Here is a 21,679-nt window from a genome sequence, read left to right as displayed (position 1 = left end):
ATATGAATCTGTTAAAACCTCTCATCATGAGTATGGTGATTGTTTGTACGGTCACATTAATGGGATGCAGTAAAGAAGCACCCAAAACAGAAGAAATACCCTATGTGATGGTGGCGCAGCCATTAACCACACTCAATGAACAAAAAAGCTATGCAGGGGATGTGCAGGCTAGACAACAAACGGCTTTGGCATTTCGGGTTGGTGGACAAGTTACGGCGCGCTATGTGGATGTAGGCGACCGAGTTAAAGTTGGACAAGTATTAGCAAAACTCGATGTGGCAGATGCTCAGTTACAATTAAATGCTGCTAAAGCCCAATTGGATAATGCACAGGCTTCAGCAAAAACAGCAGCAGATGAACTTAAACGTTTTCAACAATTACTCCCGATTAATGCAGTGAGCCGTTCACAATTTGATACGGTAAAAAATCAATACGACGCGGCACAAGCGGCTCTACAACAAGCGCGTTCTAACTATGAAGTTTCTGCAAACCAAACTGGTTATAACCAACTCGTTTCTAATAAAAACGGGGTGATTACTGCGCGAAACATAGAAATTGGACAAGTGGTTGCAGCAGGACAAGCTGCTTATCAACTGGCAATTGATGGAGAGCGTGAAGTTGTTATTGGTGTTCCTGAACAAGCGGTTAGCGAGATTAAAGTTGGTCAAGGCGCTTGGATCACCTTGTGGTCTAAACCGAATGAAAGATTTGCTGGATATGTACGCGAAGTTTCTCCGGCAGCTGATCAGTCTCGTACCTTTACAGTGAAAGTTGCACTCAAAGAAGGGCAGTCTGTTATCCAACTTGGACAAAGTGCACGCGTATTTTTTACCTCAACTCAAACCAATGTGATGAGTGTGCCACTTTCGAGTGTTTCAGCAACAGATAATCAGCCTTATGTCTGGGTTGTTAATGCGAATCAAACTTTACGCAAAGTACCTGTTACGGTTGGTGCATATGGTAGAGACAGTGTACCCGTGCTATCTGGTTTAACGCCAAATGATTGGGTGGTGATTGGTGGTGTGCATTTGCTACGTGATAAGCAGAAGATTCACCCGATTGACCGTGAAAATCGTGCGGTGAAAATTCAGGGAGCAAACCAGCCATGAAATTCAATCTCTCGGAATGGGCATTAAATAATAAAGGTATTGTCCTTTATTTTATGCTGTTACTTGGCATTATCGGCGCGATCTCTTATTCAAAACTCTCACAAAGTGAAGACCCACCATTTACTTTTAAAGTCATGGTCGTACAAACCTATTGGCCGGGAGCAACAGCGAAAGAAGTTTCAACGCTGGTGACTGACCGTATCGAAAAGGAACTCATGACAACAGGGCAGTATGACAAGATTATGGCTTACTCCCGCCCAGGTGAGTCGATGGTTACGTTTGTTGCCAAGGACTCGCTGACATCGGCACAGATTCCTGACGTTTGGTATAACGTCCGTAAGAAAGTGAATGATATTCGCCATGAACTGCCAAACGGTGTACAAGGCCCATTTTTTAACGATGAATTTGGGGACACTTTCGGTAATATTTATGTACTGACAGGCAAAGACTTTGACTATGCACTTTTGAAAGAATATGCAGATCGTTTGCAATTACAGCTTCAACGAGTCAAAGATGTCAGTAAGGTCGAATTGATTGGTCTACAAGATCAAAAAATCTGGGTTGAGATTTCTAACACTAAAGCGGTACAGCTCGGAATTCCAGTTACAGCGATTCAAGAAGCCTTACAAAAGCAAAATAGTATGGCAAGTGCTGGCTTTTTTGAAACGGGTACAGACCGTATTCAAATTAGAGTAAGTGGTCATCTACAAAACATTGATGAAATTAAAAAAACACCTTTATTGGTCGGTGATAAAACCATCCAGCTTGGTGACGTTGCTGATGTTTATCGTGGTTTTAGTCAGCCTGCTCAACCACGTATGCGTTTCATGGGTGAAAATGGTATTGGCATTGCTGTTTCGATGCGTAAAGGCGGTGACATTATTGCCCTTGGTAAAAATCTAGAAACAGAATTTGCCCAACTGCAAAAGACCTTGCCACTCGGCATGAAATTGCAGAAAGTTTCTGACCAACCTGTAGCAGTACAACGCAGTATTCATGAGTTTGTGAAGGTACTCGCTGAAGCAGTCATTATTGTCTTGTTAGTGAGTTTTTTCTCTTTAGGCTTCCGTACGGGATTGGTGGTCGCTTTTTCTATTCCTTTAGTTTTAGCAATGACCTTTGCCGGTATGAGTTTATTCGATGTCGGACTGCATAAAATTTCACTTGGTGCTTTGATCTTGGCGTTAGGTCTGTTAGTCGATGACGCCATTATCGCCGTCGAGATGATGGCCATTAAGATGGAGCAGGGCTATAGCCGGATTAAAGCCGCCGGATTTGCGTGGAAAACTACCGCATTTCCGATGCTCACGGGAACATTGATTACCGCGGCAGGTTTTTTACCGATTGCTACGGCTCAGTCTAGTACAGGCGAATACACACGCTCTATTTTTCAGGTTGTGACCATTGCTTTATTGGTATCTTGGATCGCGGCAGTTTTATTCGTACCTTATTTAGGTGAAAAGCTATTACCAGACTTTACCAAGTTAGGACATCAGGCCCCTTGGTATGTCCGTTTGTGGGCAAGATTAACTAAAAAACCACAACCGCAAACTGTGGCAATTTCACAGGACCATCATTACGATCCTTATCAATCTAGTTTCTATTTACGTTTTAGAAAGATGGTCGAGTTTTGTGTGACCTATCGTAAAACCGTGATTGCAACGACGGTGGGGATTTTTGTGCTCTCTGTGCTGATGTTTAAGATGGTACCTCAGCAGTTTTTCCCGCCTTCAAACCGTGCTGAGATTTTAGTCGATTTAAAGCTTGAAGAAGGTGCTTCTTTAACAGCAACAGAACAAGCTGTGAAAAAGGTTGAAAAATTCTTGTCTAAACAAAAAGGTATTGATAACTATGTGGCCTATGTAGGGACAGGTTCACCACGTTTTTATTTACCTTTAGACCAGCAATTACCGCAAGCCAGCTTTGCTCAGTTTGTTGTACTCGCATCATCACTTGATGATCGTGATGACATTCGTCGTTCGTTAGAAACACAAATTAAGCAGTTACTCCCACAAGTCCGTACTCGTGTGTCATTACTCGAAAATGGCCCACCTGTGGGTTATCCATTGCAATATCGTGTGTCAGGTGAAGATTTAAATCTGGTACGTAAAGAAGCACAGCAAGTCGCTAAAGTAATGAGTGAAAACCCGAATACCACCAATGTGCATTTAGATTGGGGCGAGCCAAGTAAGATCATTTCCATTCAAATTGATCAAGACCGTGCTCGACAAATGGGTGTCTCTAGTCTGGATTTAGCGAATTTCATTAATGCATCAATTACTGGTAGTGCGATTGAGCAATATCGTGAAAAACGTGAACTTATTGAAATTCGCTTACGCGGGGACCAAGCAGAGCGCGTTGAAGTGGCTTCACTGGCAAGCTTAGCTGTGCCAACGAACAATGGAACCACTGTACCTTTAGCTCAAATCGCGAAGATTGAGTATAAGTTTGAAGATGGTTTGATCTGGCATCGTAACCGCTTACCGACGATTACTGTTCGCGCAGATATTCGTACCAATTTGCAGCCTGCTACCGTTGTGGGTGAGTTAGCTGAATCAATGGATAAGTTACGTGCTGAATTGCCAAGTGGCTATCTCATTGAGGTGGGTGGAACTGTAGAAGAGTCTGCACGTGGGCAAAATTCTGTGAATGCGGGTATGCCACTGTTCTTGGCTGTGGTCATGACATTACTGATGATTCAGCTCAAAAGCTTGTCTCGCTCGACCATCGTGTTGTTAACAGCTCCACTGGGTTTAATTGGTGTTGTTTTATTCTTACTATTATTTAACAAACCATTTGGCTTTGTGGCCATGTTGGGCACAATTGCACTCTCTGGGATGATCATGCGTAACTCGCTTATTTTGATTGATCAAATTGAACAAGACAGGCAAGCAGGACATCCAACATGGGAGGCGATTATTGAGGCGACAGTGCGTCGATTCCGTCCCATTATTTTGACTGCTTTAGCCGCTGTTCTGGCCATGATTCCACTTTCTAGAAGTATTTTCTTTGGTCCGATGGCAGTTGCGATCATGGGCGGATTGATTGTTGCCACCCTACTGACATTATTTTTCCTACCTGCACTCTATGCAGCGTGGTTTAAGGTGAAAAAAACCGCATAAAATACATAAATTTTTTGTGAATAAAGGTGCGAAATATTGAAAACTCCAATATAGTAGCACCTGTCTTTACACAAAAAATACAGGATTATTTCACTGCATAAAAAATAGGCAAAATGCAGTGAATTGAGGTGAAATACAGATGGGGCAAGACCATATCGAACAGCATCGCCGTTATATAGTAATTTCTTATGCGTTCATGTTTCTTGCATTGTTTACGGTTATTTTTGCGGCCTTTGCTTATTTGGTCGCTCGTAAAGTGGCAGTTGTAGATAATGCAGAAGTTTGGATTCATGCGCATGCGCTATGGATTATGCGCAATGCGATTCTATTTCTATTTATGGCAATTTTTGCTGTTGTCTGGTTTATTCCGCTCTTCTTTTTTGCATGGGATAGTAATCTTTGGGTCACAGCCTCTACGGTTGCTGGCGTAGTTTTTAGCGCTATTGCGTGGTTATTTCTATTAAATGCATGGTTAAAAGGCTTGTCTAAATATTTAAAAAATAAGGCAGTTTTTTAATATATCTATTTTTTAAACATTTCCCCCTTGTAAATTCGGCTAAAGCCCCCCATTTAGTCGGCAATAGAGTATTGATAAAATTCCGTGAGGAGCACCGCCAAAAATGGCTAAACGTGATTATTATGAGGTTTTAGGCGTTTCAAAAACCGCAAGTGATGATGAGATCAAAAAAGCCTACCGTAAATTGGCGATGAAATATCATCCTGATAGAAACCCTGACAATGCCGAAGCTGAAGAGAAATTTAAAGAAGCTGCTGAAGCTTATGAAGTTTTATCGGACAGCGAAAAGCGTAGCATGTACGATCGCATGGGACATAATGCGTTCGAAGGTGGCTTTGGCGGGGGCGGTGGTGGCTTCGGCGGATTTAGTGCAGAAGATATTTTTAGCCAGTTCGGTGATATCTTCGGTGGCGCATTCGGTGGTGGTGGACGTCAACAGCGTCAACGTCGCGGATCAGATTTACGCTATGTAATGGAACTTACCCTTGAAGAAGCTGTAAAAGGGGTTAAAAAAACCATTACCTTTACTGCTCCAGCACCATGTGATGTGTGTGATGGTAAAGGTTCTAAAAATCCAAAAGATGTTGAAACCTGTAAAACTTGTCATGGTTCAGGACAAGTTCGTATGCAGCAAGGTTTCTTCTCTGTACAACAAACATGTGGTACGTGTCGTGGTCAAGGTAAAATTATTAAAAACCCTTGTCAGGCATGTCATGGTTCAGGTGTTGCCGATCGCCAGCAAACGTTGGAAGTTACAATTCCAGCGGGTGTAGATAATGGTGACCGCGTTCGTTTGAGTGGTAAAGGCGAAGCAATTCGTGATGGCCAATCAGGTGACTTGTACGTTGAAGTCGTCGTTCGTGAACACGAAATTTTCCAACGTGATGGCGCAGATCTTTATATGGACGTACCAGTGAGCATTGCTGATGCTGCACTTGGTAAAGAAATTGAAATTCCAACTTTGGAAGGTCGCGTTAGCTTGAAGATTCCTGAGGGAACTCAAACAGGTAAATTATTCCGTTTACGTGGTAAGGGCGTTCGTCCAGTACGTAGCAGCATGGTGGGTGATTTACTCTGCCGTATTGTGGTAGAAACACCAGTCAACTTAAATTCTCGTCAACGTGAATTACTTAAAGAGTTGCAAGCTTCTTTTGATGGCGAAGACAGTGCTTCTTCACCGAAGAAAAAATCATTCTTTGATCGTTTGTTCGATTAATACTTGATTAGATAAGAAATTAAAAAGAAGGCGGATATTGATAAAATATCCGCCTTTTTATTGCGCTGATTCATCTTATTATTTTTATTCTGCTTAAAAGAAAATTACGTCTGCTTACTCTGTAGGGTGAGCAACATCAATATCATTAACACTGACAGTCGGTTCGCTAGAAGCAAGAGTAGGAGCATTTTCGATCACTGGTGCGGCTACTGCTTCTGCCTGTACAGCTACTTTTGGTGCCTCTGCTGCTGTTTCGCCAATAATTGGGTCAATATCTTCAATTTTAACGTCAGTGTTGGCATCAGTTGCTACAGTTTGAGCTGTAGGAGTTGCTGTTTGAGTACTTACGTTAGTTGTAATACGTGCTTTAGATAAGCTTTCTAATGTGTCTCCTGGCTGGATTGCAGGCTCTGCAAATGCCATTGAACTCATAATCCCCATCATTACTGTAAAGCCAATAATTCTCGAATGCATGCTGAACTCCTTATAGTCATCTTTTTCTCATTCGTGGCTCCGTAGTCTGCCGATCAATTCTTTAACTTTTGTGAAAACAGATTAAATTTCGTCCCAACTCAAAAAATAATTTTTACTTTTTAAGATGAGCAAAGAGTTTTGATATAGTAGGTAAATTACGTAAAACCGAAGATTGGGAAGATTATGTCAGCAGCTCCACGCATTGGTATTTTAGGTGCAGGCGGTCGTATGGGCCGTACGCTTATTCAAGCAGTTCAACAGGCAGGCTATCAATTAGCTGCTGCGGTAGAGCGTCCGGAAAGTAGTTTGGTGGGCACTGATGCAGGTGAGCTTGCTGGTATTGGTTCAGTGGGTGTGAAGGTTTCAGGAAACTTGGCAGAAGTTCTTAAAGACTGCGATGTAATCATTGATTTTACTGCACCAGTTGCAACGGCTCAGCATTTAAAGCTTTGCCGTGAAGCTGGGGTTGCCATGGTTATTGGTACAACAGGTATGTCAGATGAGCAAAAAGCTGAGTTAGACGAAGTTGCTACGCATACCCCAGTGGTTTACGCTGCGAACTATTCAGTGGGCGTAAATGTATCAATCAAGTTACTTGAGCTTGCAGCAAAAGTATTTGGCGATACAGTAGATATTGAAGTGATTGAAGCTCACCACCGTCATAAAGTAGATGCGCCGTCAGGTACAGCATTAATGATGGGCGAAGCAATTGCAGATACTTTAGGTCGTAACTTAAAAGAAGTTGCTGTGTATGGCCGTGAAGGGCATACAGGCCCACGTGACCGTCAAACGATTGGCTTTGAAACCATTCGTGGTGGTGACATCGTTGGCGAACACACTGTGATGTTTATTGGTGAAGGTGAGCGCGTTGAAGTGACTCATAAAGCAACTAACCGCATGAACTTTGCTGCTGGTGCAGTGCGAGCTGCTGCATGGGTTGTGGGTCGTGAAGCGCGTAAATATGACATGAAAGATGTTTTAGGATTGAACGACGTACAGGTTTAAAACCCTGTCCGTATTCCATGTGTAGCGAGAAAAACAAGATAGAGCAGAACATGAATAAAAAACAAATTGCCTTGACCACTCTTCTTTGCTTAAGCAGCCTCTGGACGGGGGCTGCTTCTACAGAAAAAGCTAAACTCAGCTTAGACCGCAATAATATTAAAGTCTGGACCTATCAAAAAACTGATAATCCAGTCTTTCAATATAAGGCTGAAACGACATTTGATGTGCCACTTGAACGCGCTGTCGCTGTGATTTTAGATGTAAATCGTGCTGACCAGTGGGTGCCTTATATGGGCAAAGTTGAAATGTTGTCTCAAGATGAGAAAAAAGGTGAGTTCACACTGTACATGGTGTTGGATTTTCCGTTTCCTTTGAAAGATCGCGATGTGGTTGTAAAAGGAAAAATGAGCAAGGCTGCAAATGGCGTTGTGACAATTAAAAATACTGCAATTAGTGGAAATTATCCGATACAACCTGATGTAGTGCGCTTAACACGCTATGAAGGGGATTGGACATTCCAGAAACTTGCAAATAATAAGGTGAAAGTAACCACCAGTGGTTATGCTGATCCTGCTGGTGCAATTCCGTTGAGCTTTGTAAATATGTTTGTTCAACAGCAACCTTACCAGATGTTGCTGAAAATGAAGCGGGAAGTGACCAGTCCGATTTATGAACACCCTAAATTACCAGATATTTTAAAATAAATAGTTTAAAAAAAAGCGCCTGAGATCAGGCGCTTTTTTATTAATCTGAACACTGCTGTAAAGCTTGTGCAGGGTTACTTTCGCGTTTGATTTGAAATAAAACCAATAGCAAACCTAAGCCAGCCAGTAATGCTCCAGCAAATGATACTGCGCTATAACCCCAACCTAGATCGAGTACTAACGCGCCTGCTGCTGCACCTACGGCATTACCTAAGTTAAACGCACCGATATTTACTGAAGAGGCAAGTCCCGGTGCTTCATGAGCGACTGACATTACACGCATTTGCAAAGGTGGTACTAAAGCAAAGGTTGCTGCACCCCAGATCACTAACGCAATGGCTGCTCCAATCTGGCTTTGCGCAAGGATTGGGAAAGTCACCATCATCACAATTAACAGAACCAAGAAACCAATCAAAGTTTTATTAATGGACAAATCTGCAAAACGTCCGCCTAAATGGTTACCAATTGAGAAACCGACACCAATCAGCACCAACATGAACGTAATGAAGGTAGGTGAAGCATGGGTAAACTCAGTCAAACTTGGCGCAATATAGGTGTAGAGCGTAAACATTGCACCTGCACCGAGTACGGTGGTGAGTAGCGCAAGGACCACAGGAGTACGCGTTAACACTTTCAACTCAGCTTTCACATTTGGTTTTTGGGCAACCATCCCTTGAGGGAGCGCTTTCCATAAAGCGAGCATGGTAATCACACCAAGCAAAGAAATTGCAAGGAACGACATACGCCAGCCAATGTTTTGTCCAACCCATGTTGCTAACGGTACACCACCGATATTGGCAATGGTTAAACCCATAAACATGGTTGCTACAGCACTGGCCTGTTTATGTGCGGGCACAATGCTTGCCGCTACAACAGAGCCAATCCCGAAGAAAGCACCATGGTTTAAGCTTGTGATGAGACGAGCACCTAATAAGCTCATATAGCTTGGTGAAAAGGCTGCGATTAGGTTACCGACCGTAAAGATCGCCATCAGCAAAATAAGCGCATTACGTCGTGCAAAACCACCAAACCATAGGGTCATGAATGGGGCACCTAGCATGACGCCAAGTGCATAACCTGTAATTAACATACCTGCCGTTGGAATTGAAATCCCTAAATCATTAGCGATATTCGGCAACAATCCCATTGGTGAGAATTCAGTGGTGCCAATGGCAAAGGCACCTATTGCCAATGCCAATAACGAGAACGCCGTATTTGATTGAGTGTTCATGAGTTTAGTCCCAAACTGGTGCCCATGGCTCTGGGCTAACTTCACGACTGTTACGATCAAGTTCGGCAATCATTTGCATTTCAGCTGAAGTTAACTCGATATCCTGTGCTTTTAAGTTGCTAATCAGGTTTTCACGTTTAGTTGAAGATGGAATGACTGCAAAACCACGTTGCAATGCCCACGCTAGTGCAATTTGCGCTGTCGTTGCTTTATGTGCTGCTGCAATTTCAGTTAAAACAGGGTCTTGAAGCACTTTGCCGTACGCAAGCGTCATATATGAAGTCACATCAATATTCTTCTCTTGTAAGAAATTCACAAGCTTATGGTTTTGAAGATAAGGGCTTAGCTCAATCTGGTTCGTTGCAATATGTTCTACACCAATTGTGTCAATTGCTTGTTGAGTAAGCTCAATATTGAAGTTTGAAATACCAATTTGTTTAGTTAAGCCCTGTTGTTTTGCTTCAAGTAAAAGCTTCATAACTTCAGGAATCGAAACGCCTAAATCTGGCGCTGGCCAGTGAATTAAAGTTAAATCGACATGGTCAGTACGAAGCTTTTGTAGGCTCTCTTTTAAGCTTGGAATGAACTTATCTTGAGCAAAATTATCTACCCAGATTTTTGTGGTTAAAAATAAGTCCTGACGTGATACACCGCTTTCGGCAATCGCTTGACCAATCGCTGCTTCATTATCATAAATTTGAGCAGTATCAATGACACGGTAACCTACGTCTAAAGCAGTTTTAACAGAATCAATAACTGCTTGTTCTTTAAGACGGAAAGTTCCTAGACCAAAACGTGGGATATTCATGTGTTTACCTAAATTTGAATAATCATTTAACTTGATGTGCATTTTGCTTTTTTTATTGTTGCGAAAAAATAGATGAATAAGCAAAATATCTTTGATCATTAGTCAATAATGGAATAAGACATGAAATCAACAATTGAAGAGCTGGTCGCGTTTATCGCAATCGTTGATACGGGCTCTTTTGTTGCGGCGGCAGAACATTTAAAACAAACGCCTTCAGGAGTCAGTCGATCTTTAACACGCTTAGAAGCTAAGTTAGATGTGACTTTGTTAGAGCGAACTACACGTAAATTGAAACTCACTCAAGAAGGACAACAGTTTCTGGTAAAGGCCCGTAAAATCTTAAATGAGCTAAATGCGGCTGAAGAAGAACTACAAAAATCTGATCAGGGGACTGCGGGACTCATTCGCATTGATTCAGCAACGCCGTTTGTCTTACACGTAATTGCGCCATTAATGCATAAGTTTCGTGAGTGCTATCCAAACATTGAAATTGAATTAAATAGTAATGATCAGGTGATTGATCTACTGCAACATAAAACCGATGTTGCATTCCGATTCGGAGAACTTAATGATTCAAGTCTTCATGCCAAATTAGTATGTAAAAGTCGCTTATTTATCGTTGCAAGCCCTGAGTATTTAGCAATTAAGGGTACACCGACACAACCTGAACAGCTTGAACAACATGATTTGATTGGTTTTACCAGGCCTGCATATATCAATAGTTGGCCGATTAAAGTTGGTGATGAATATTTTTTTGCACAATCAAAAATTAAAGCATCAAGTGGGGAGACGGTACGTCAGCTGACGATTAGAGGACATGGTATTGCACGACTATCTGAATTTGAAATTTGGAAAGATATTGAAGAAGGGCGATTGATTGCCTTATTTGAAGACCAAATTGAACATCAATATCAAAGCATCCATGCTGTGTATTATCAACAAGAGCATCTACCAAAACGAATTCGTTTATTTATTGAGTTTTTGGCAGAACAGTTAAAAGACGGTTTTAAAAACGCTCTCTAAAAGTAGTGTAACTGTCAGTTGGAAAATGAACTTCTAAAAGTGGGGTCGTTTGTCCTTGTGATGAATGTTGAGACAGAAAATAGCTTTTTTGATGTTCTCGGCAGCTAAAATACAAAGTCGAATAAACCGAGTTCACCATTATAACTTCATTTGAGCTATTCCGTTTATATTGATAATGAGAAATCGTACTGGTCTTTTCATCAGTGCGTTGCTCCATTTTATAGTCTTGTTGATTTGTCATTTTTAAATAACCTTCTATGAGACTTTGGCAAACAGTATGTCTGTACTGCTCATCTTTTGGTTGTTGTTGGCAACCAGCTAAAACAATAGTAAATAACAATATAGCTTTTAATTTCATGACCTTGCTACTTTCTGAGTTGATTTCTATAGCCTAAAGGTGTTCTATAAACCAGTACAGATACAGAAATTTTTAAAAAAGCAGCACAGAATGACTTTCCAATATCAGGTTCTTGCCAATCAATTAGCACATCGTATTTATCAAGATGAGCTTAAACCTCATCAGAAACTTATTTCTTTACGAGATTTTGCTCGTCAGCACAGCATTAGTTTAAGTACAGCAAAAAGTTGTTATGAGTTACTTGAGGCGAGGGGGCTTATTTATGTAAAGCCGAAGTCAGGTTATTTTGTGGTTGCTCGTGCACAATCGGGCCCCATTCCTGAAAGTCCAGATTTCTTGTCTTTACCTCGACAAGTTTCAAATCTGGAATTGCATAATCAAATTCAGGAAGCTGCCTTACAAAGCCATCTTGTACCATTAGGCTCTATTCAGTTAACGCCTCATTTTATTCCTGTGGAAGGTTTACGTCGTTCTATTCAACGGGCTTTAAAAAATTGTCAGCCTCAAGACTTTCTTTATTGTAATAAACAAGGACATGAGCAATTAAGAAAAGCGTTATCTGATCATTGGCGTGAAGATGGAATTTTTATCGCGGCAGAAGATATTTTTATTACCAATGGCTGCATGCCTGCTTTGTCTTTGGTGATTCAACATCTAACAGAAGTAGGCGATAGTATTTTAATTCCGACGCCTACTTTTAATGGACAACTACAGCTTATAGCCAGTTTAAAACGGCAGATTATTGAAATTCCAGCGCATCATCGTGGTATCGATCTTGAGCGCTTAGAATCATTTATGAAGCAGGGTTTAGCCAAGGTTTGCTTAATGACAGCCAACTATCAGAACCCATTGGGATATTGTTTAAGTAATGCAGAAAAGCAAAAGATTGCCGAATTAGCAGCAAAGTATCAGTGTTTTATTATCGAAGATGATATTTATGGAGAGTGTGGTTACAGTGGTGAGCGGCCATTGCCTATACGCTATTGGGACCGTGAAGGCTATGTGATTTGGTGTGGATCGGTTTCTAAATCATTGTCGAGTGCGTATCGCGTAGGGTGGTTCTGTTTAAGTGCGAAGCTACAGCATTTAAGACTTGAACTGTTAGCCAGTAATATTGGAGTCAATACACCGCTACAGTTGGGTCTAGCTGATTTTATTTATAGTCGTGGTTACAGGGAGCATTTAGAGCAGTTAAGACCGAATTTGATGCGGCAAGTCGAGGAATATCGTAGTTGTATTTTAAATGCCTTTGAAGGTATTCCAATTGCACTGAGTCAACCAGAAGGCGGCTATGCACTCTGGATGCAGTTACCTAAAACTGTAGATAGTTTGGCGCTCTATTACACTGCAAAATCTCATGGAATTACCGTAGTTCCCGGGCATGTTTTTGGTGAGGATGAACGCTATCGGCATTTTATTCGTTTAAATGCAGGTCATGAGTTAACAGCAGATGTCCGCCGAGCAATTAAAGACTTAGCGGACTGGTCACGACAACAGATTAAAACAGCGAGTTAGTCTTACTCTGCAAAGTCTGCTTTAAGCACAATGCGGTAGCGTGCCTGACCTGAATGTAGACGTTCAATTGCTTCATTGAGCTGTGACATTGGAAATAGCTCAATTTGAGGCGCAATTTTTTTACGTGCAGCAAACTTTAAAAGCTGACGTAGTGCAGCAGGTGAGCCCGTAGGTGAACCAGTCACTGACTTAGCACCACCAATAAGAGAGCCAACAGAAACAGGAACAGGCTCAAGCGTAAGGCCTAAGAAATGTAAGGTTCCGTTTGGTGCCAGTGTTGCAATAAAAGCAGACCAATTTAGAGTCACATTCACGGTACTTAGCAATAAATCGAATTTCCCTTTTTGAGCTTTTACTGCCTCTGTATCGCGACTATTTACCACATGGTCGGCTCCCATTGCTTTGAGTTCTTCGGTTTTATCTGGGTTAGAACTAAAAGCAGTGATTTCACAGCCCCATGCTTTAAGTAGCTTAATGGCGATATGACCTAAACCACCAATGCCAATTACACCGACATGATGCGTTGCCTGAATTTTGTGTTTGAGTAGCGGGTCAAAAACGGTAATTCCGCCGCACAGTAAAGGACCTGCACTTTCAGCATCTAAATCTTCAGGGAGGGGAATAGCCCACTGCCAACCTGCACGGACCTTATCGGCAAAGCCACCAGCATGCCCGACGATTGTTGCAACATTTCCACCTGTACACAGTACTTGCTGACCACCAATACATTCATCACAGGCTTGGCAACTTTCAGCTGTCCAACCAATGCCGACACGTTGCCCAATTTGTAGACCTTTTGCTTCTGAACCCAAAGCAACAATTCGTCCAATAATTTCATGACCTGCAACCACAGGGTACACGGTCGAATGCCATTCATTGTTTAAAACAGAAATATCAGAATGACATAAACCACAATATTCAACTTTTACCTCAACCTGATGCGGTTGTAATTCACCTGCGTCAAATTGATAGGGAACCAGTTTTTCACCTGCCTGCATTGCAGCATAAGCTTGAATCGTATTATTGCTCATCGGAAACTCCTTAAGCGGCTTTGAACCGTTCTGGTGGGTTATGAAGCTTTAAATTGACAATCGTTTTCATGATCATCGACCATGCCTACTGCCTGCATAAAAGCATAGCAGGTGGTTGGGCCAACAAATTTGAAACCATTCTTTTTAAGTGTCTTGGAAAGTTTTACGCTCAGTTCGGTTTGAGCAGGGGCCTTACGATAATCTACAACATCATTGTTTTGTGGCGCTGCATCTACAAACTGCCAAAGCCATGTAGGAACATCACCAACTTGTGCTTTGAGCGCTTGCCAAGCAATAGCATTATCACGAATGGCTTTGAGTTTCCCCAAGTGACGAATTAAGCCAGCATCGGATAATTTTAGTTCTAGAAAATCATCTGTAAATGAAGCAATGTCTGCAATCGGATGATTAAAAAAATGCTGACGGTAGCTTTCTCTTTTTTTTAGTACGGTAATCCATGAGAGGCCGGCTTGCTGACCTTCGAGACAAAGCATTTCAAATAATCGTGCCTCGTTGTGTTCGGGTTTACCCCATTCCTCATCATGGTAGGCAATATAGAGTGGATCGTCGGAACACCATCCGCAACGTTGGGTTTTCATGATAATGCTCCTTATATTTATCTTAGAATTTTAAAGTTTAAATAACACCCATTCATTTGGGCGAGTATCCCAATAATACAGTTCTGCTTGTGTTAAGTCTTCAAACTTCAGCCAAAAGTCTTTGCCGACTTTGTCTGAAAAACCAGTACTGATTAGTAGGGCATCATCGCTGATTTCCATGATCCAGCCTTGATAGCTATTGCCATTTAAAATGATCTTTTGCTGGTTACCAGACTCGGCAAACTCTACTAAGCGATTGATCAGCGCTTCCGACATAAAATGTTCCTAGCGTAAATATGAATAAGGATTAACAGCACCACGCCCTTTACCATCTAAGTAAAGACCATAATGAAGATGAGGTGAAGTATAACGTGCATTGCCCGTATTGCCGACATAGCCAATGAGGTCGCCCTTTTTGACATAGTCACCCACATTTAAGCCACGTTTGTGACCATCAAGATGAGCATAATAATGCCATGTCCCGGCTGGACCTAAAATCCAGATGACTTTGCCACCTAAGTTGTTATTGCGAAGATCTGCAACGAGACCTTCGGTTGCACTGTACACTTTGGTTCCACGTGGAGCCAAAATATCAATTCCTTCGTGACTACGGCCCTGACTCCGAGCAGCTCCCCATGTGTCTTTTAATTCATCACGGTCAATACCTTTTACAGGTACAGGTAGTCGACTTGGAAGCTGCATACTTTTGAGTTTGATGACTTGAGCAGGTGGAAGTGGGGCAGGTTTTTTAGGTGCACTGGCACAGGCAGCCAAAAGAATAATCAGAAAACCAAGTGAGAAATGAGAAACAAAACGTCGCACAAAATACTCCCTGTCACAGCCATATCAAAATTATTTTACTCACTATGTCATGAACGGCTTGTTGAGATCAATTTTTTCATAGCGGTTGGAACACCTTTGGCAATGGCTTGTTCCGGACTCAACCATTGACCTTCAAGTTCAATAGCCAGATGTTCTTTTTGATCAGGTTCCACGTGGAACACATGAGCATTAAGTAACCATGTGAAATGAGTGAAGCTATGGCTGATCTGAAAAGTTTGTGCTTGAGGCTGTAATTTATATTGCTGGCTTATGCTCAGTCGTTCATGTTCATTTTCTAAAATAGGTAAACAGAATAAACCGCCCCATAGACCATGAGCTTGACGTTGTTGCCAGAACCATTCACCTTCGCACTGAATAATAAGAACATCTGCTGTTTTAACAGGCGGTGTTTTTTTCGGTTTTTTAAAAGGTAATTCTTGTTCTAACCCTTGCTGATAAGCCTGACAGTGAGCTTGCATTGGACAATATAAACATAGCGGTTTTTTAGGCGTACAAATGGTTGCGCCGAGATCCATAATCGCTTGAGTGTAGTCATGATTGCGATGTGTAGGGCAAAGCTCTTCAGCCAGTTTCCACATTTCACGCTCGTGCTGTGGTTTGCTTAAGTCATCTTCAATGGCAAAGAAACGAGCTAAGACGCGTTTCACGTTGCCATCCATGATGACGCCGTACTGACGTAAACCTAAAGACATGAGCGCGCCTGCGGTAGAGCGACCAATGCCAGGTAACGCAATCCATTCTTCTAGCGTTTCAGGAAATTTACCTTGCTGCGTGACAAGACCAGCCGCTTTATGCAAATTGCGTGCACGAGCGTAGTAACCGAGGCCAGCCCAAAAAGGGGCTACTTCATCCCAAGTTGCATGACCTAAAGCTTCTACAGTCGGGAAGCGCTCCATAAAGCGGTCAAAATATTGCAAGACCGTTTTTACCTGAGTCTGCTGTAGCATAATTTCAGAAACCCAAACTTTGTACGGATCATCGGCAACTTGCCAAGGCAAATCGTGACGACCATGTTGATCGAACCAGTTTAAGAGGGCATCAGAAAAAGAAAATTCAGGCATGAACAGCTATAGAAGAAAAGTAAGGGCTAAATTATAGCTGAAATTTGGGTGAAATTTTGTTTAAAGCAAACGAAGAAAATGGACATATGAAAACAGGGACTACATCAAAAATTTAGTCCCTGTTCTATGGGTAAAAAGGATTAATCCTTTTGTACACCCCAACGTTGATCAAGTTTCAACGGTTGGTTTTTATAGTAAGGAATGACATGAATGTGGAAATGATCTGAAGTTTTTCCAAAAACTTCACCATCATTAAAACCAATATGAAAGCCATCTGGCTGATGGCGAAGCTGTGTCTCATGACGGGCAATTTCAAGAAGTGTCAGTAAGCCTTGATGTTCTTTAGACGTAATGTCAAAAAAAGAACTAACATGGCGCAGTGGTGTTACTACACAGTGGCCTTTAGATAACGGATTAGAATCAGGCAAAATTACAGCAAATTCATTCTTATCAATGATGTCATATTCATCAAATTCGCAATACGGACATTTCTTGTCAGTCATTGTTGTATCCTCTCATGTTATTCCATTAAACCCCGAGTGCGGGAAATAAGACTAGGCTTTGCTCTAGCTCAACGGGAGTATAGTTATTGAAGTATGGTTTAAAAAATACAGTAAAAATATTGCAAAGTCATAAACATTTAAGGGAGCAAATGCAAAAAAATCATTTGCTCCAAATTTGCTTCTTTTATTTTAGCGTACGATCTAATAAAGCGTACATTTTAGCAAGGCCTTGTTTTTCCGCTTCGCTGCTGTAGCCAAGGTCTACACCGTTCGCTTTGGCTCTTTCATCGGCAAGCGGGTTACTAAAGCCATGTTTAGCACCTTCTAAAACCACTACTTCGTGTTTAACCTCAGCAGCTTGCATCTCTTTTTCAAAATTAGCAACATCTTCTAAGGTGACCATACTGTCTAATTCACCATGTAGAACTAAAACTTCACCTTGAATGTCGCCTTTTTGAGCAGGAGCTTTAGGCGTTAATGTGCCATGGAAAGTTGTAGTTGCTTTTAGTGGAGCACCTGAACGCGCAAGATCTAATACGACTTTACCACCATAGCAGTAACCGACAGCGGCAATTTTTTCACTGTTTACTTCCGGCAGAGCAGCTAAAGTTTGAAGCCCAGCATTGGCACGATCAGTCACCGTGTCTAACTCTTCAAATGTCTGCATCATCCATTCATAGGCTTGAGCTGCGGTGGTTGTAACTTTTTTATCACCATACATATCAATTGCAAGCGCAGCATAGCCGTGCTCAGCAAGTTCACGTGCGCGTTGCTCTGTATATTCGTTACGTCCCCACCACTCAGGAGCAACAATCACACCCGCAACAGGTGTTTCGCTATCTGGAGCCGCAAAGTAACCAATTAAATGGCTACCATCTGGTGCAGTATATTGAATTTCACGGGTTTTAATTGCAGTACTCATGACATTAATCCTGAAATTTAAATCGATTTAAATACGCTTGATTAAAGCATAAAAATTAAGAACTAAAATAAATAACTATGTAAAAATCTACATCAAAAGAAAAAGATACAAAGCTATAAGCAATAAAAAAGAAGGAAACCAGTTCCTTCTTTTTATGTGATCATGATTAAATTAAGTTCGGCCTCGAGAAATGAACCCAATTACAGCTAGAATTACAGCTACAACTAATAAAATCACGGCAAAGTCTTTAGATAGCCCTGCAACACCACCAAACCCTAATAGACTGGCAATGAGTGCAATTACTGCAAAAATTATCGCCCAACGGAACATAATGCTGTCCTCCTTATTTTTCATTGTCATTTAACTATATAGCGTGTTTTTTACTCGGAATGTGTCGTTTATGTGGTTGAAATGTATATTAAACAATCATTTTGTGATGTCATAAATACAGCTTCTTTTTTAGTACAGACCACTTCAATGCTATACTGATACATCGTTTTATCTCATCAGCTGTTAAAAGATTATGTCTACCGAGACCTCACTTCGACCACTCTTTTGGAAAAACTATCCGTTAGAGCAACTGACTCAGGCTGAGTGGGAAGCTTTATGTGATGGCTGTGGTTTGTGCTGTCTGGTAAAACTAGAAGATGAAGATACGCATGAGGTGGCTTATACCAAAGTGGCCTGTAAGTTACTTGATTGTGGTACAGGGCGTTGCACGGATTATCCGAATCGTCAGCAGCAAGTACCTGACTGCCTACAATTAACGGTAGAGTCTTTAAAAACAATCCACTGGTTGCCATCAAGCTGTGCCTATAAGCGCTTGAATGAAGGCAAGAATTTACCTTCTTGGCATTATTTAAATACGGGTTCGAGACAAAGCGTGGTTAAAGCGAAAAAGTCAGTTGCAGGACGTTGTATTTCTGAAGTTGATGTCCATGAAGATGATCTTGAAGATTATATTGTACGCTGGGTGCGCTAATTTAGTCTTAAAAGAGAATGTTTGATTACAGCGTATAATAAAGTAACACTTTTATCGTAATTTTTTTGCTCATCTCCGTAATATAACAATAAAAACAAAGGAGATAAAAATGATGAGACGATTAGCAGTCCCCTTATTATGTAGTAGCTTTTTTTTGTTAATGGCCTGTGGGTCTAATAATACCAATTCAAAAAATCCTGAGCAAAATACGACTGCAAAAGCAGATCGGTCTGTTGCCATCAAACAAACTTATCAGGTTGAAGCAGTCTCACATTTTAATGAGCCTTGGGCTGTGACCAGTCTGCCTGATCAGCGTTTATTAGTGACCGAACGGCAAGGTAAATTAAAAATTTTTAACCCAAAAAATAAGCAAATGTTGGACGTGCAAGGTGTTCCAGCGGTGAACTATGGAGGACAGGGTGGTTTAGGAGATGTCATTTTACACCCTGACTTTGCCAAGAATCATTGGGTTTATCTCAGCTATGCTACAAAAGGGCAAGGTGGATCTGGCGCAGTGATTTCACGTGCGAAACTAGATTTATCTAATCCTAATCAGCCAAAACTTAACGATATAAAGCAGATTTGGCAGCAAGTACCCAAAGTTTCAGGGCAAGGCCATTACGGACATCGAATGCTTTTTGGTACAGATGGTAAGCTGTGGGTCAGTTCAGGTGAGCGACAAAAGTTTGATCCTGCCCAAAACATGAAAAGTAACTTAGGTAAAATCTTGCGTTTAAATGAGGATGGCACCGCGGCTGTAGGTAACCCTTTTTATAAGCAAGGCGGGGTCACTGCTGAAATATGGTCACTGGGACACCGTAACCCGTTAGGTATGGCTTTTGGCCGCCAAGGACAGCTATGGGTGGTTGAGATGGGGCCTAAAGGTGGTGATGAGCTTAATATTATTACCAAAGGTGAAAATTACGGTTATCCAATCGTTTCAAATGGAGACCATTATTCGGGCCAACCTATTCCAGACCATCACACTCGCCCAGAGTTTAAAGCACCCGAAATTGACTGGACTCCTGTTATCTCTCCATCAAGTATGATCATTTATCGTGGTCAGCAATTTCCTGCATGGCAAAATAAAGCCTTAATTGGTGGGTTATCTTCCGAAGCGATTATTGTGGTGGATTTAGAGCATAAGCCCGTGAAAGAAGTGCAAAGATTGGATATGAAAAAACGTATTCGTGGGTTGCATGAAGCACAAGATGGTTCGATTTGGGTGATTGAAGATGGCTCAAATGCGCGTTTACTCAAGCTGAGTAAGAAACCCTCTTAATGCTAAGCAAGCGCCTGTAAATAAAGAACGTGTCTCATAGATTCAAATTGTAGATTTCTGTGAGACACAATAGACTATAGTGAAAAGACGATAAAGCCATTTGAGATGTCAGACACCCATATTCCACTTCCCGAACGCCTGCGCCCAAGAGACTTGTCTGAAATTATTGGGCAAGACCATTTATTAGGTGAACATGCGCCCTTACGTCAAATGATTGATCAGGGACATTTGCCTTCTATTATTTTTTGGGGTCCACCAGGCGTTGGTAAAACAACAATTGCTTTACTTTTGGCACAGGCGATAGACCGTCCATTTGTGAGCTTATCTGCGCTGAATACGGGCGTAAAAGAATTACGTGAAGTAATTGCAGAAAGTGGTGATTTACTGACGCCTGTAGTTTTTATTGATGAAATTCATCGTTTTAATAAATCACAGCAAGATGCTTTATTGGGTGCAGTTGAAAAAGGCAAAATTACGTTAATAGGCGCGACAACTGAAAATCCATCTTTTGAAGTGAATAGTGCGCTTTTATCACGTTGTCAGGTCTATACTTTAAATAGTTTAGACAGTGAGGCAATTCAAACATTACTCAATAATGCACTTCAAAGCGATAAATTCTTAAAAGAACGTTATATCCATATTGAAGAATATGATGCACTCATTCAGTTTGCAGCAGGTGATGCTCGAAAAGCGCTTAATTTACTGGACTTGATCGCAAGTACTTTTGAACCAGAAATTGAAAACACGATTACCAATGCGGTTGTGGTAAAAGTCGCTCAACAAAATATTGCGCGTTATGATAAATCGGGCGAGCAGCATTACGACCTTGTTTCTGCCTTTATTAAATCAATTCGGGGCAGTGATCCAGATGCAACCCTATATTGGATGGCTCGTATGCTTAAAGGCGGAGAAGATCCGGTTTTTATTGCAAGACGTATGCTGATTGCCGCCTCAGAAGACATTGGAAATTCTAACCCTAATGCGCTATTGCTTGCAGGTGAGTGTTTCCGCTCCGTACAAGCGGTGGGCATGCCTGAGGCTCGAATTATTCTAGGCCAAACAGCGGTTTACCTAGCAACGAGTGCAAAAAGTAATAGTACTTATTTAGCGATTAATAAGGCTTTGGAACTTGCTGAAAAAACGGCAAATTTACCTGTGCCTTTGCATTTGAGAAATGCGCCGACCAAGCTTATGAAACAGCAAGGCTATGGAATTAATTATCTCTATCCTCATGACTACCCAGAGCACTTTGTGCTGCAAGACTATTTGCCGCCTGAGTTGAAGGGAACCAAACTCTATGAGTCTGCAAGAAATAAGCGTGAGGTTGAAGGTGAGCGTTTACAGCAACGCAGATGGCAGCAGGAACAATAGTTC

23 protein-coding genes are annotated in these 21,679 nt (G+C 41.6%); 11 read left to right on the top strand and 12 right to left on the bottom strand.

Going from position 1 to position 21,679, the window contains the following annotated elements; genetic code table 11:
• Positions 1-2 precede the first annotated feature (2 nt).
• The 4 genes from AW165_RS05190 to dnaJ all read left to right on the top strand — a co-directional run bounded on the left by AW165_RS05190 (position 3) and on the right by dnaJ (position 5,964).
• On the top strand, positions 3-1,109 hold the full coding sequence (locus AW165_RS05190) for an efflux RND transporter periplasmic adaptor subunit (RefSeq protein ID WP_060465153.1): 1,107 nt from the start codon (positions 3-5) through the stop codon (positions 1,107-1,109).
• A complete protein-coding gene (locus AW165_RS05185; RefSeq protein ID WP_060465152.1) occupies positions 1,106-4,231 on the top strand; it encodes an efflux RND transporter permease subunit in 3,126 nt (1,041 codons plus the stop codon). The genes AW165_RS05190 and AW165_RS05185 overlap by 4 nt, the downstream gene beginning before the upstream one ends.
• Positions 4,232-4,370: 139 nt before the next feature.
• On the top strand, positions 4,371-4,748 hold the full coding sequence (locus tag AW165_RS05180; RefSeq protein ID WP_002119294.1) for a membrane protein: 378 nt from the start codon (positions 4,371-4,373) through the stop codon (positions 4,746-4,748).
• Between the two features lie 103 nt (positions 4,749-4,851).
• Entirely contained in the window at positions 4,852-5,964 is a 1,113-nt protein-coding gene (dnaJ, locus tag AW165_RS05175; protein ID WP_002119101.1) for a molecular chaperone DnaJ, read from the top strand.
• Positions 5,965-6,078: 114 nt separating this feature from the next.
• Here the strand turns inward: dnaJ and AW165_RS05170 are convergent, their stop codons facing one another.
• Positions 6,079-6,438 (bottom strand): hypothetical protein, encoded by a 360-nt coding sequence (locus AW165_RS05170; protein ID WP_060465151.1) that lies wholly within the window; start codon positions 6,436-6,438, stop codon positions 6,079-6,081.
• Positions 6,439-6,621: 183 nt separating this feature from the next.
• Here AW165_RS05170 and dapB point away from each other — a divergent pair, with 183 nt between their 5' ends.
• Positions 6,622-7,443, top strand: a complete 822-nt coding sequence (gene dapB / locus AW165_RS05165; RefSeq protein ID WP_002119175.1) for a 4-hydroxy-tetrahydrodipicolinate reductase — start codon at positions 6,622-6,624, stop codon at positions 7,441-7,443.
• A 50-nt stretch (positions 7,444-7,493) separates the two neighbouring features.
• Positions 7,494-8,147 carry an START domain-containing protein gene (locus AW165_RS05160; protein ID WP_002119284.1) on the top strand — a complete coding sequence of 218 codons (654 nt, stop codon included), beginning with the start codon at positions 7,494-7,496 and terminating at the stop codon, positions 8,145-8,147.
• Positions 8,148-8,187: 40 nt separating this feature from the next.
• Here AW165_RS05160 and AW165_RS05155 read toward each other — a convergent pair whose 3' ends face one another.
• Together AW165_RS05155 and dkgB are read right to left on the bottom strand one after the other, a co-directional pair.
• Positions 8,188-9,378: an MFS transporter gene (locus tag AW165_RS05155; protein ID WP_032036280.1), complete on the bottom strand. Its 1,191-nt coding sequence runs from the start codon at positions 9,376-9,378 to the stop codon at positions 8,188-8,190.
• A 4-nt stretch (positions 9,379-9,382) separates the two neighbouring features.
• On the bottom strand, positions 9,383-10,186 hold the full coding sequence (dkgB, locus tag AW165_RS05150) for a 2,5-didehydrogluconate reductase DkgB (RefSeq protein WP_060465150.1): 804 nt from the start codon (positions 10,184-10,186) through the stop codon (positions 9,383-9,385).
• 120 nt (positions 10,187-10,306) lie between these two features.
• Here dkgB and AW165_RS05145 point away from each other — a divergent pair, with 120 nt between their 5' ends.
• Positions 10,307-11,209, top strand: coding sequence for a LysR family transcriptional regulator (locus AW165_RS05145; RefSeq protein WP_017386200.1), 903 nt, complete (start codon positions 10,307-10,309; stop codon positions 11,207-11,209).
• Here AW165_RS05145 and AW165_RS05140 read toward each other — a convergent pair.
• On the bottom strand, positions 11,193-11,567 hold the full coding sequence (locus AW165_RS05140) for a hypothetical protein (RefSeq protein WP_060465149.1): 375 nt from the start codon (positions 11,565-11,567) through the stop codon (positions 11,193-11,195). The genes AW165_RS05145 and AW165_RS05140 overlap by 17 nt on opposite strands.
• 90 nt (positions 11,568-11,657) lie before the next feature.
• Between AW165_RS05140 and AW165_RS05135 the strand changes: the two genes are divergently transcribed.
• Positions 11,658-13,082, top strand: coding sequence for a PLP-dependent aminotransferase family protein (locus tag AW165_RS05135; protein ID WP_060465148.1), 1,425 nt, complete (start codon positions 11,658-11,660; stop codon positions 13,080-13,082).
• Positions 13,083-13,084: 2 nt separating this feature from the next.
• On the opposite strand, the gene ahr is transcribed toward AW165_RS05135, so the two are convergent.
• From ahr to AW165_RS19040, 8 genes are all read right to left on the bottom strand, one after another.
• Positions 13,085-14,113, bottom strand: coding sequence for an NADPH-dependent aldehyde reductase Ahr (ahr, locus tag AW165_RS05130; protein WP_060465147.1), 1,029 nt, complete (start codon positions 14,111-14,113; stop codon positions 13,085-13,087).
• Positions 14,114-14,151: 38 nt separating this feature from the next.
• Complete coding sequence (locus AW165_RS05125; protein ID WP_032063521.1) at positions 14,152-14,712, bottom strand: DNA-3-methyladenine glycosylase I; 561 nt, start codon at positions 14,710-14,712, stop codon at positions 14,152-14,154.
• A gap of 30 nt (positions 14,713-14,742) precedes the next feature.
• The gene (locus AW165_RS05120; protein WP_001287364.1) at positions 14,743-14,988 is read right to left on the bottom strand and encodes a hypothetical protein; all 246 of its coding nucleotides are present in this window, start codon (positions 14,986-14,988) and stop codon (positions 14,743-14,745) included.
• A 9-nt stretch (positions 14,989-14,997) separates the two neighbouring features.
• Positions 14,998-15,534 (bottom strand): M23 family metallopeptidase, encoded by a 537-nt coding sequence (locus AW165_RS05115; RefSeq protein ID WP_002119177.1) that lies wholly within the window; start codon positions 15,532-15,534, stop codon positions 14,998-15,000.
• Between the two features lie 47 nt (positions 15,535-15,581).
• On the bottom strand, positions 15,582-16,616 hold the full coding sequence (gene mutY / locus AW165_RS05110; protein WP_060465146.1) for an A/G-specific adenine glycosylase: 1,035 nt from the start codon (positions 16,614-16,616) through the stop codon (positions 15,582-15,584).
• 140 nt (positions 16,617-16,756) lie between these two features.
• The gene (locus tag AW165_RS05105; protein WP_014207996.1) at positions 16,757-17,119 is read right to left on the bottom strand and encodes an HIT family protein; all 363 of its coding nucleotides are present in this window, start codon (positions 17,117-17,119) and stop codon (positions 16,757-16,759) included.
• A 184-nt stretch (positions 17,120-17,303) separates the two neighbouring features.
• The gene (locus AW165_RS05100) at positions 17,304-18,041 is read right to left on the bottom strand and encodes a dienelactone hydrolase family protein (RefSeq protein WP_060465145.1); all 738 of its coding nucleotides are present in this window, start codon (positions 18,039-18,041) and stop codon (positions 17,304-17,306) included.
• Between the two features lie 171 nt (positions 18,042-18,212).
• Positions 18,213-18,371 (bottom strand): DUF1328 domain-containing protein, encoded by a 159-nt coding sequence (locus tag AW165_RS19040; protein WP_002053759.1) that lies wholly within the window; start codon positions 18,369-18,371, stop codon positions 18,213-18,215.
• A 193-nt stretch (positions 18,372-18,564) separates the two neighbouring features.
• Here AW165_RS19040 and AW165_RS05095 point away from each other — a divergent pair, with 193 nt between their 5' ends.
• The 3 genes from AW165_RS05095 (at position 18,565) to AW165_RS05085 (ending at position 21,676) form a co-directional block, all read left to right on the top strand.
• A complete protein-coding gene (locus AW165_RS05095; RefSeq protein ID WP_002119281.1) occupies positions 18,565-19,023 on the top strand; it encodes a YcgN family cysteine cluster protein in 459 nt (152 codons plus the stop codon).
• A gap of 109 nt (positions 19,024-19,132) precedes the next feature.
• Positions 19,133-20,305: a PQQ-dependent sugar dehydrogenase gene (locus AW165_RS05090; protein WP_060465144.1), complete on the top strand. Its 1,173-nt coding sequence runs from the start codon at positions 19,133-19,135 to the stop codon at positions 20,303-20,305.
• A gap of 105 nt (positions 20,306-20,410) precedes the next feature.
• Entirely contained in the window at positions 20,411-21,676 is a 1,266-nt protein-coding gene (locus AW165_RS05085; protein ID WP_017481876.1) for a replication-associated recombination protein A, read from the top strand.
• Positions 21,677-21,679 lie beyond the last annotated feature (3 nt).

The sequence above is a fragment of the Acinetobacter sp. LMB-5 genome (assembly GCF_001541635.1).
In the GTDB taxonomy this organism is placed as follows: Bacteria; Pseudomonadota; Gammaproteobacteria; order Pseudomonadales; family Moraxellaceae; genus Acinetobacter; species Acinetobacter pittii.
Note: the sequence above shows the minus strand (reverse complement) of the source record. Positions and strands in the feature narration are given on the sequence as shown.

Bases quoted from the DNA above. Each gene is read 5' to 3' on its own strand.
- AW165_RS05190 (WP_060465153.1), top strand. From the start codon at position 3: ATGAATCTGTTAAAACCTCTCATCATGAGTATGGTGATTGTTTGTACG.
- AW165_RS05185 (WP_060465152.1), top strand. From the start codon at position 1,106: ATGAAATTCAATCTCTCGGAATGGGCATTAAATAATAAAGGTATTGTC.
- AW165_RS05180 (WP_002119294.1), top strand. From the start codon at position 4,371: ATGGGGCAAGACCATATCGAACAGCATCGCCGTTATATAGTAATTTCT.
- dnaJ (WP_002119101.1), top strand. From the start codon at position 4,852: ATGGCTAAACGTGATTATTATGAGGTTTTAGGCGTTTCAAAAACCGCA.
- AW165_RS05170 (WP_060465151.1), bottom strand. From the start codon at position 6,438: ATGCATTCGAGAATTATTGGCTTTACAGTAATGATGGGGATTATGAGT.
- dapB (WP_002119175.1), top strand. From the start codon at position 6,622: ATGTCAGCAGCTCCACGCATTGGTATTTTAGGTGCAGGCGGTCGTATG.
- AW165_RS05160 (WP_002119284.1), top strand. From the start codon at position 7,494: ATGAATAAAAAACAAATTGCCTTGACCACTCTTCTTTGCTTAAGCAGC.
- AW165_RS05155 (WP_032036280.1), bottom strand. From the start codon at position 9,378: ATGAACACTCAATCAAATACGGCGTTCTCGTTATTGGCATTGGCAATA.
- dkgB (WP_060465150.1), bottom strand. From the start codon at position 10,186: ATGAATATCCCACGTTTTGGTCTAGGAACTTTCCGTCTTAAAGAACAA.
- AW165_RS05145 (WP_017386200.1), top strand. From the start codon at position 10,307: ATGAAATCAACAATTGAAGAGCTGGTCGCGTTTATCGCAATCGTTGAT.
- AW165_RS05140 (WP_060465149.1), bottom strand. From the start codon at position 11,567: ATGAAATTAAAAGCTATATTGTTATTTACTATTGTTTTAGCTGGTTGC.
- AW165_RS05135 (WP_060465148.1), top strand. From the start codon at position 11,658: ATGACTTTCCAATATCAGGTTCTTGCCAATCAATTAGCACATCGTATT.
- ahr (WP_060465147.1), bottom strand. From the start codon at position 14,113: ATGAGCAATAATACGATTCAAGCTTATGCTGCAATGCAGGCAGGTGAA.
- AW165_RS05125 (WP_032063521.1), bottom strand. From the start codon at position 14,712: ATGAAAACCCAACGTTGCGGATGGTGTTCCGACGATCCACTCTATATT.
- AW165_RS05120 (WP_001287364.1), bottom strand. From the start codon at position 14,988: ATGTCGGAAGCGCTGATCAATCGCTTAGTAGAGTTTGCCGAGTCTGGT.
- mutY (WP_060465146.1), bottom strand. From the start codon at position 16,616: ATGCCTGAATTTTCTTTTTCTGATGCCCTCTTAAACTGGTTCGATCAA.
- AW165_RS05105 (WP_014207996.1), bottom strand. From the start codon at position 17,119: ATGACTGACAAGAAATGTCCGTATTGCGAATTTGATGAATATGACATC.
- AW165_RS05100 (WP_060465145.1), bottom strand. From the start codon at position 18,041: ATGAGTACTGCAATTAAAACCCGTGAAATTCAATATACTGCACCAGAT.
- AW165_RS19040 (WP_002053759.1), bottom strand. From the start codon at position 18,371: ATGTTCCGTTGGGCGATAATTTTTGCAGTAATTGCACTCATTGCCAGT.
- AW165_RS05095 (WP_002119281.1), top strand. From the start codon at position 18,565: ATGTCTACCGAGACCTCACTTCGACCACTCTTTTGGAAAAACTATCCG.
- AW165_RS05090 (WP_060465144.1), top strand. From the start codon at position 19,133: ATGATGAGACGATTAGCAGTCCCCTTATTATGTAGTAGCTTTTTTTTG.
- AW165_RS05085 (WP_017481876.1), top strand. From the start codon at position 20,411: ATGTCAGACACCCATATTCCACTTCCCGAACGCCTGCGCCCAAGAGAC.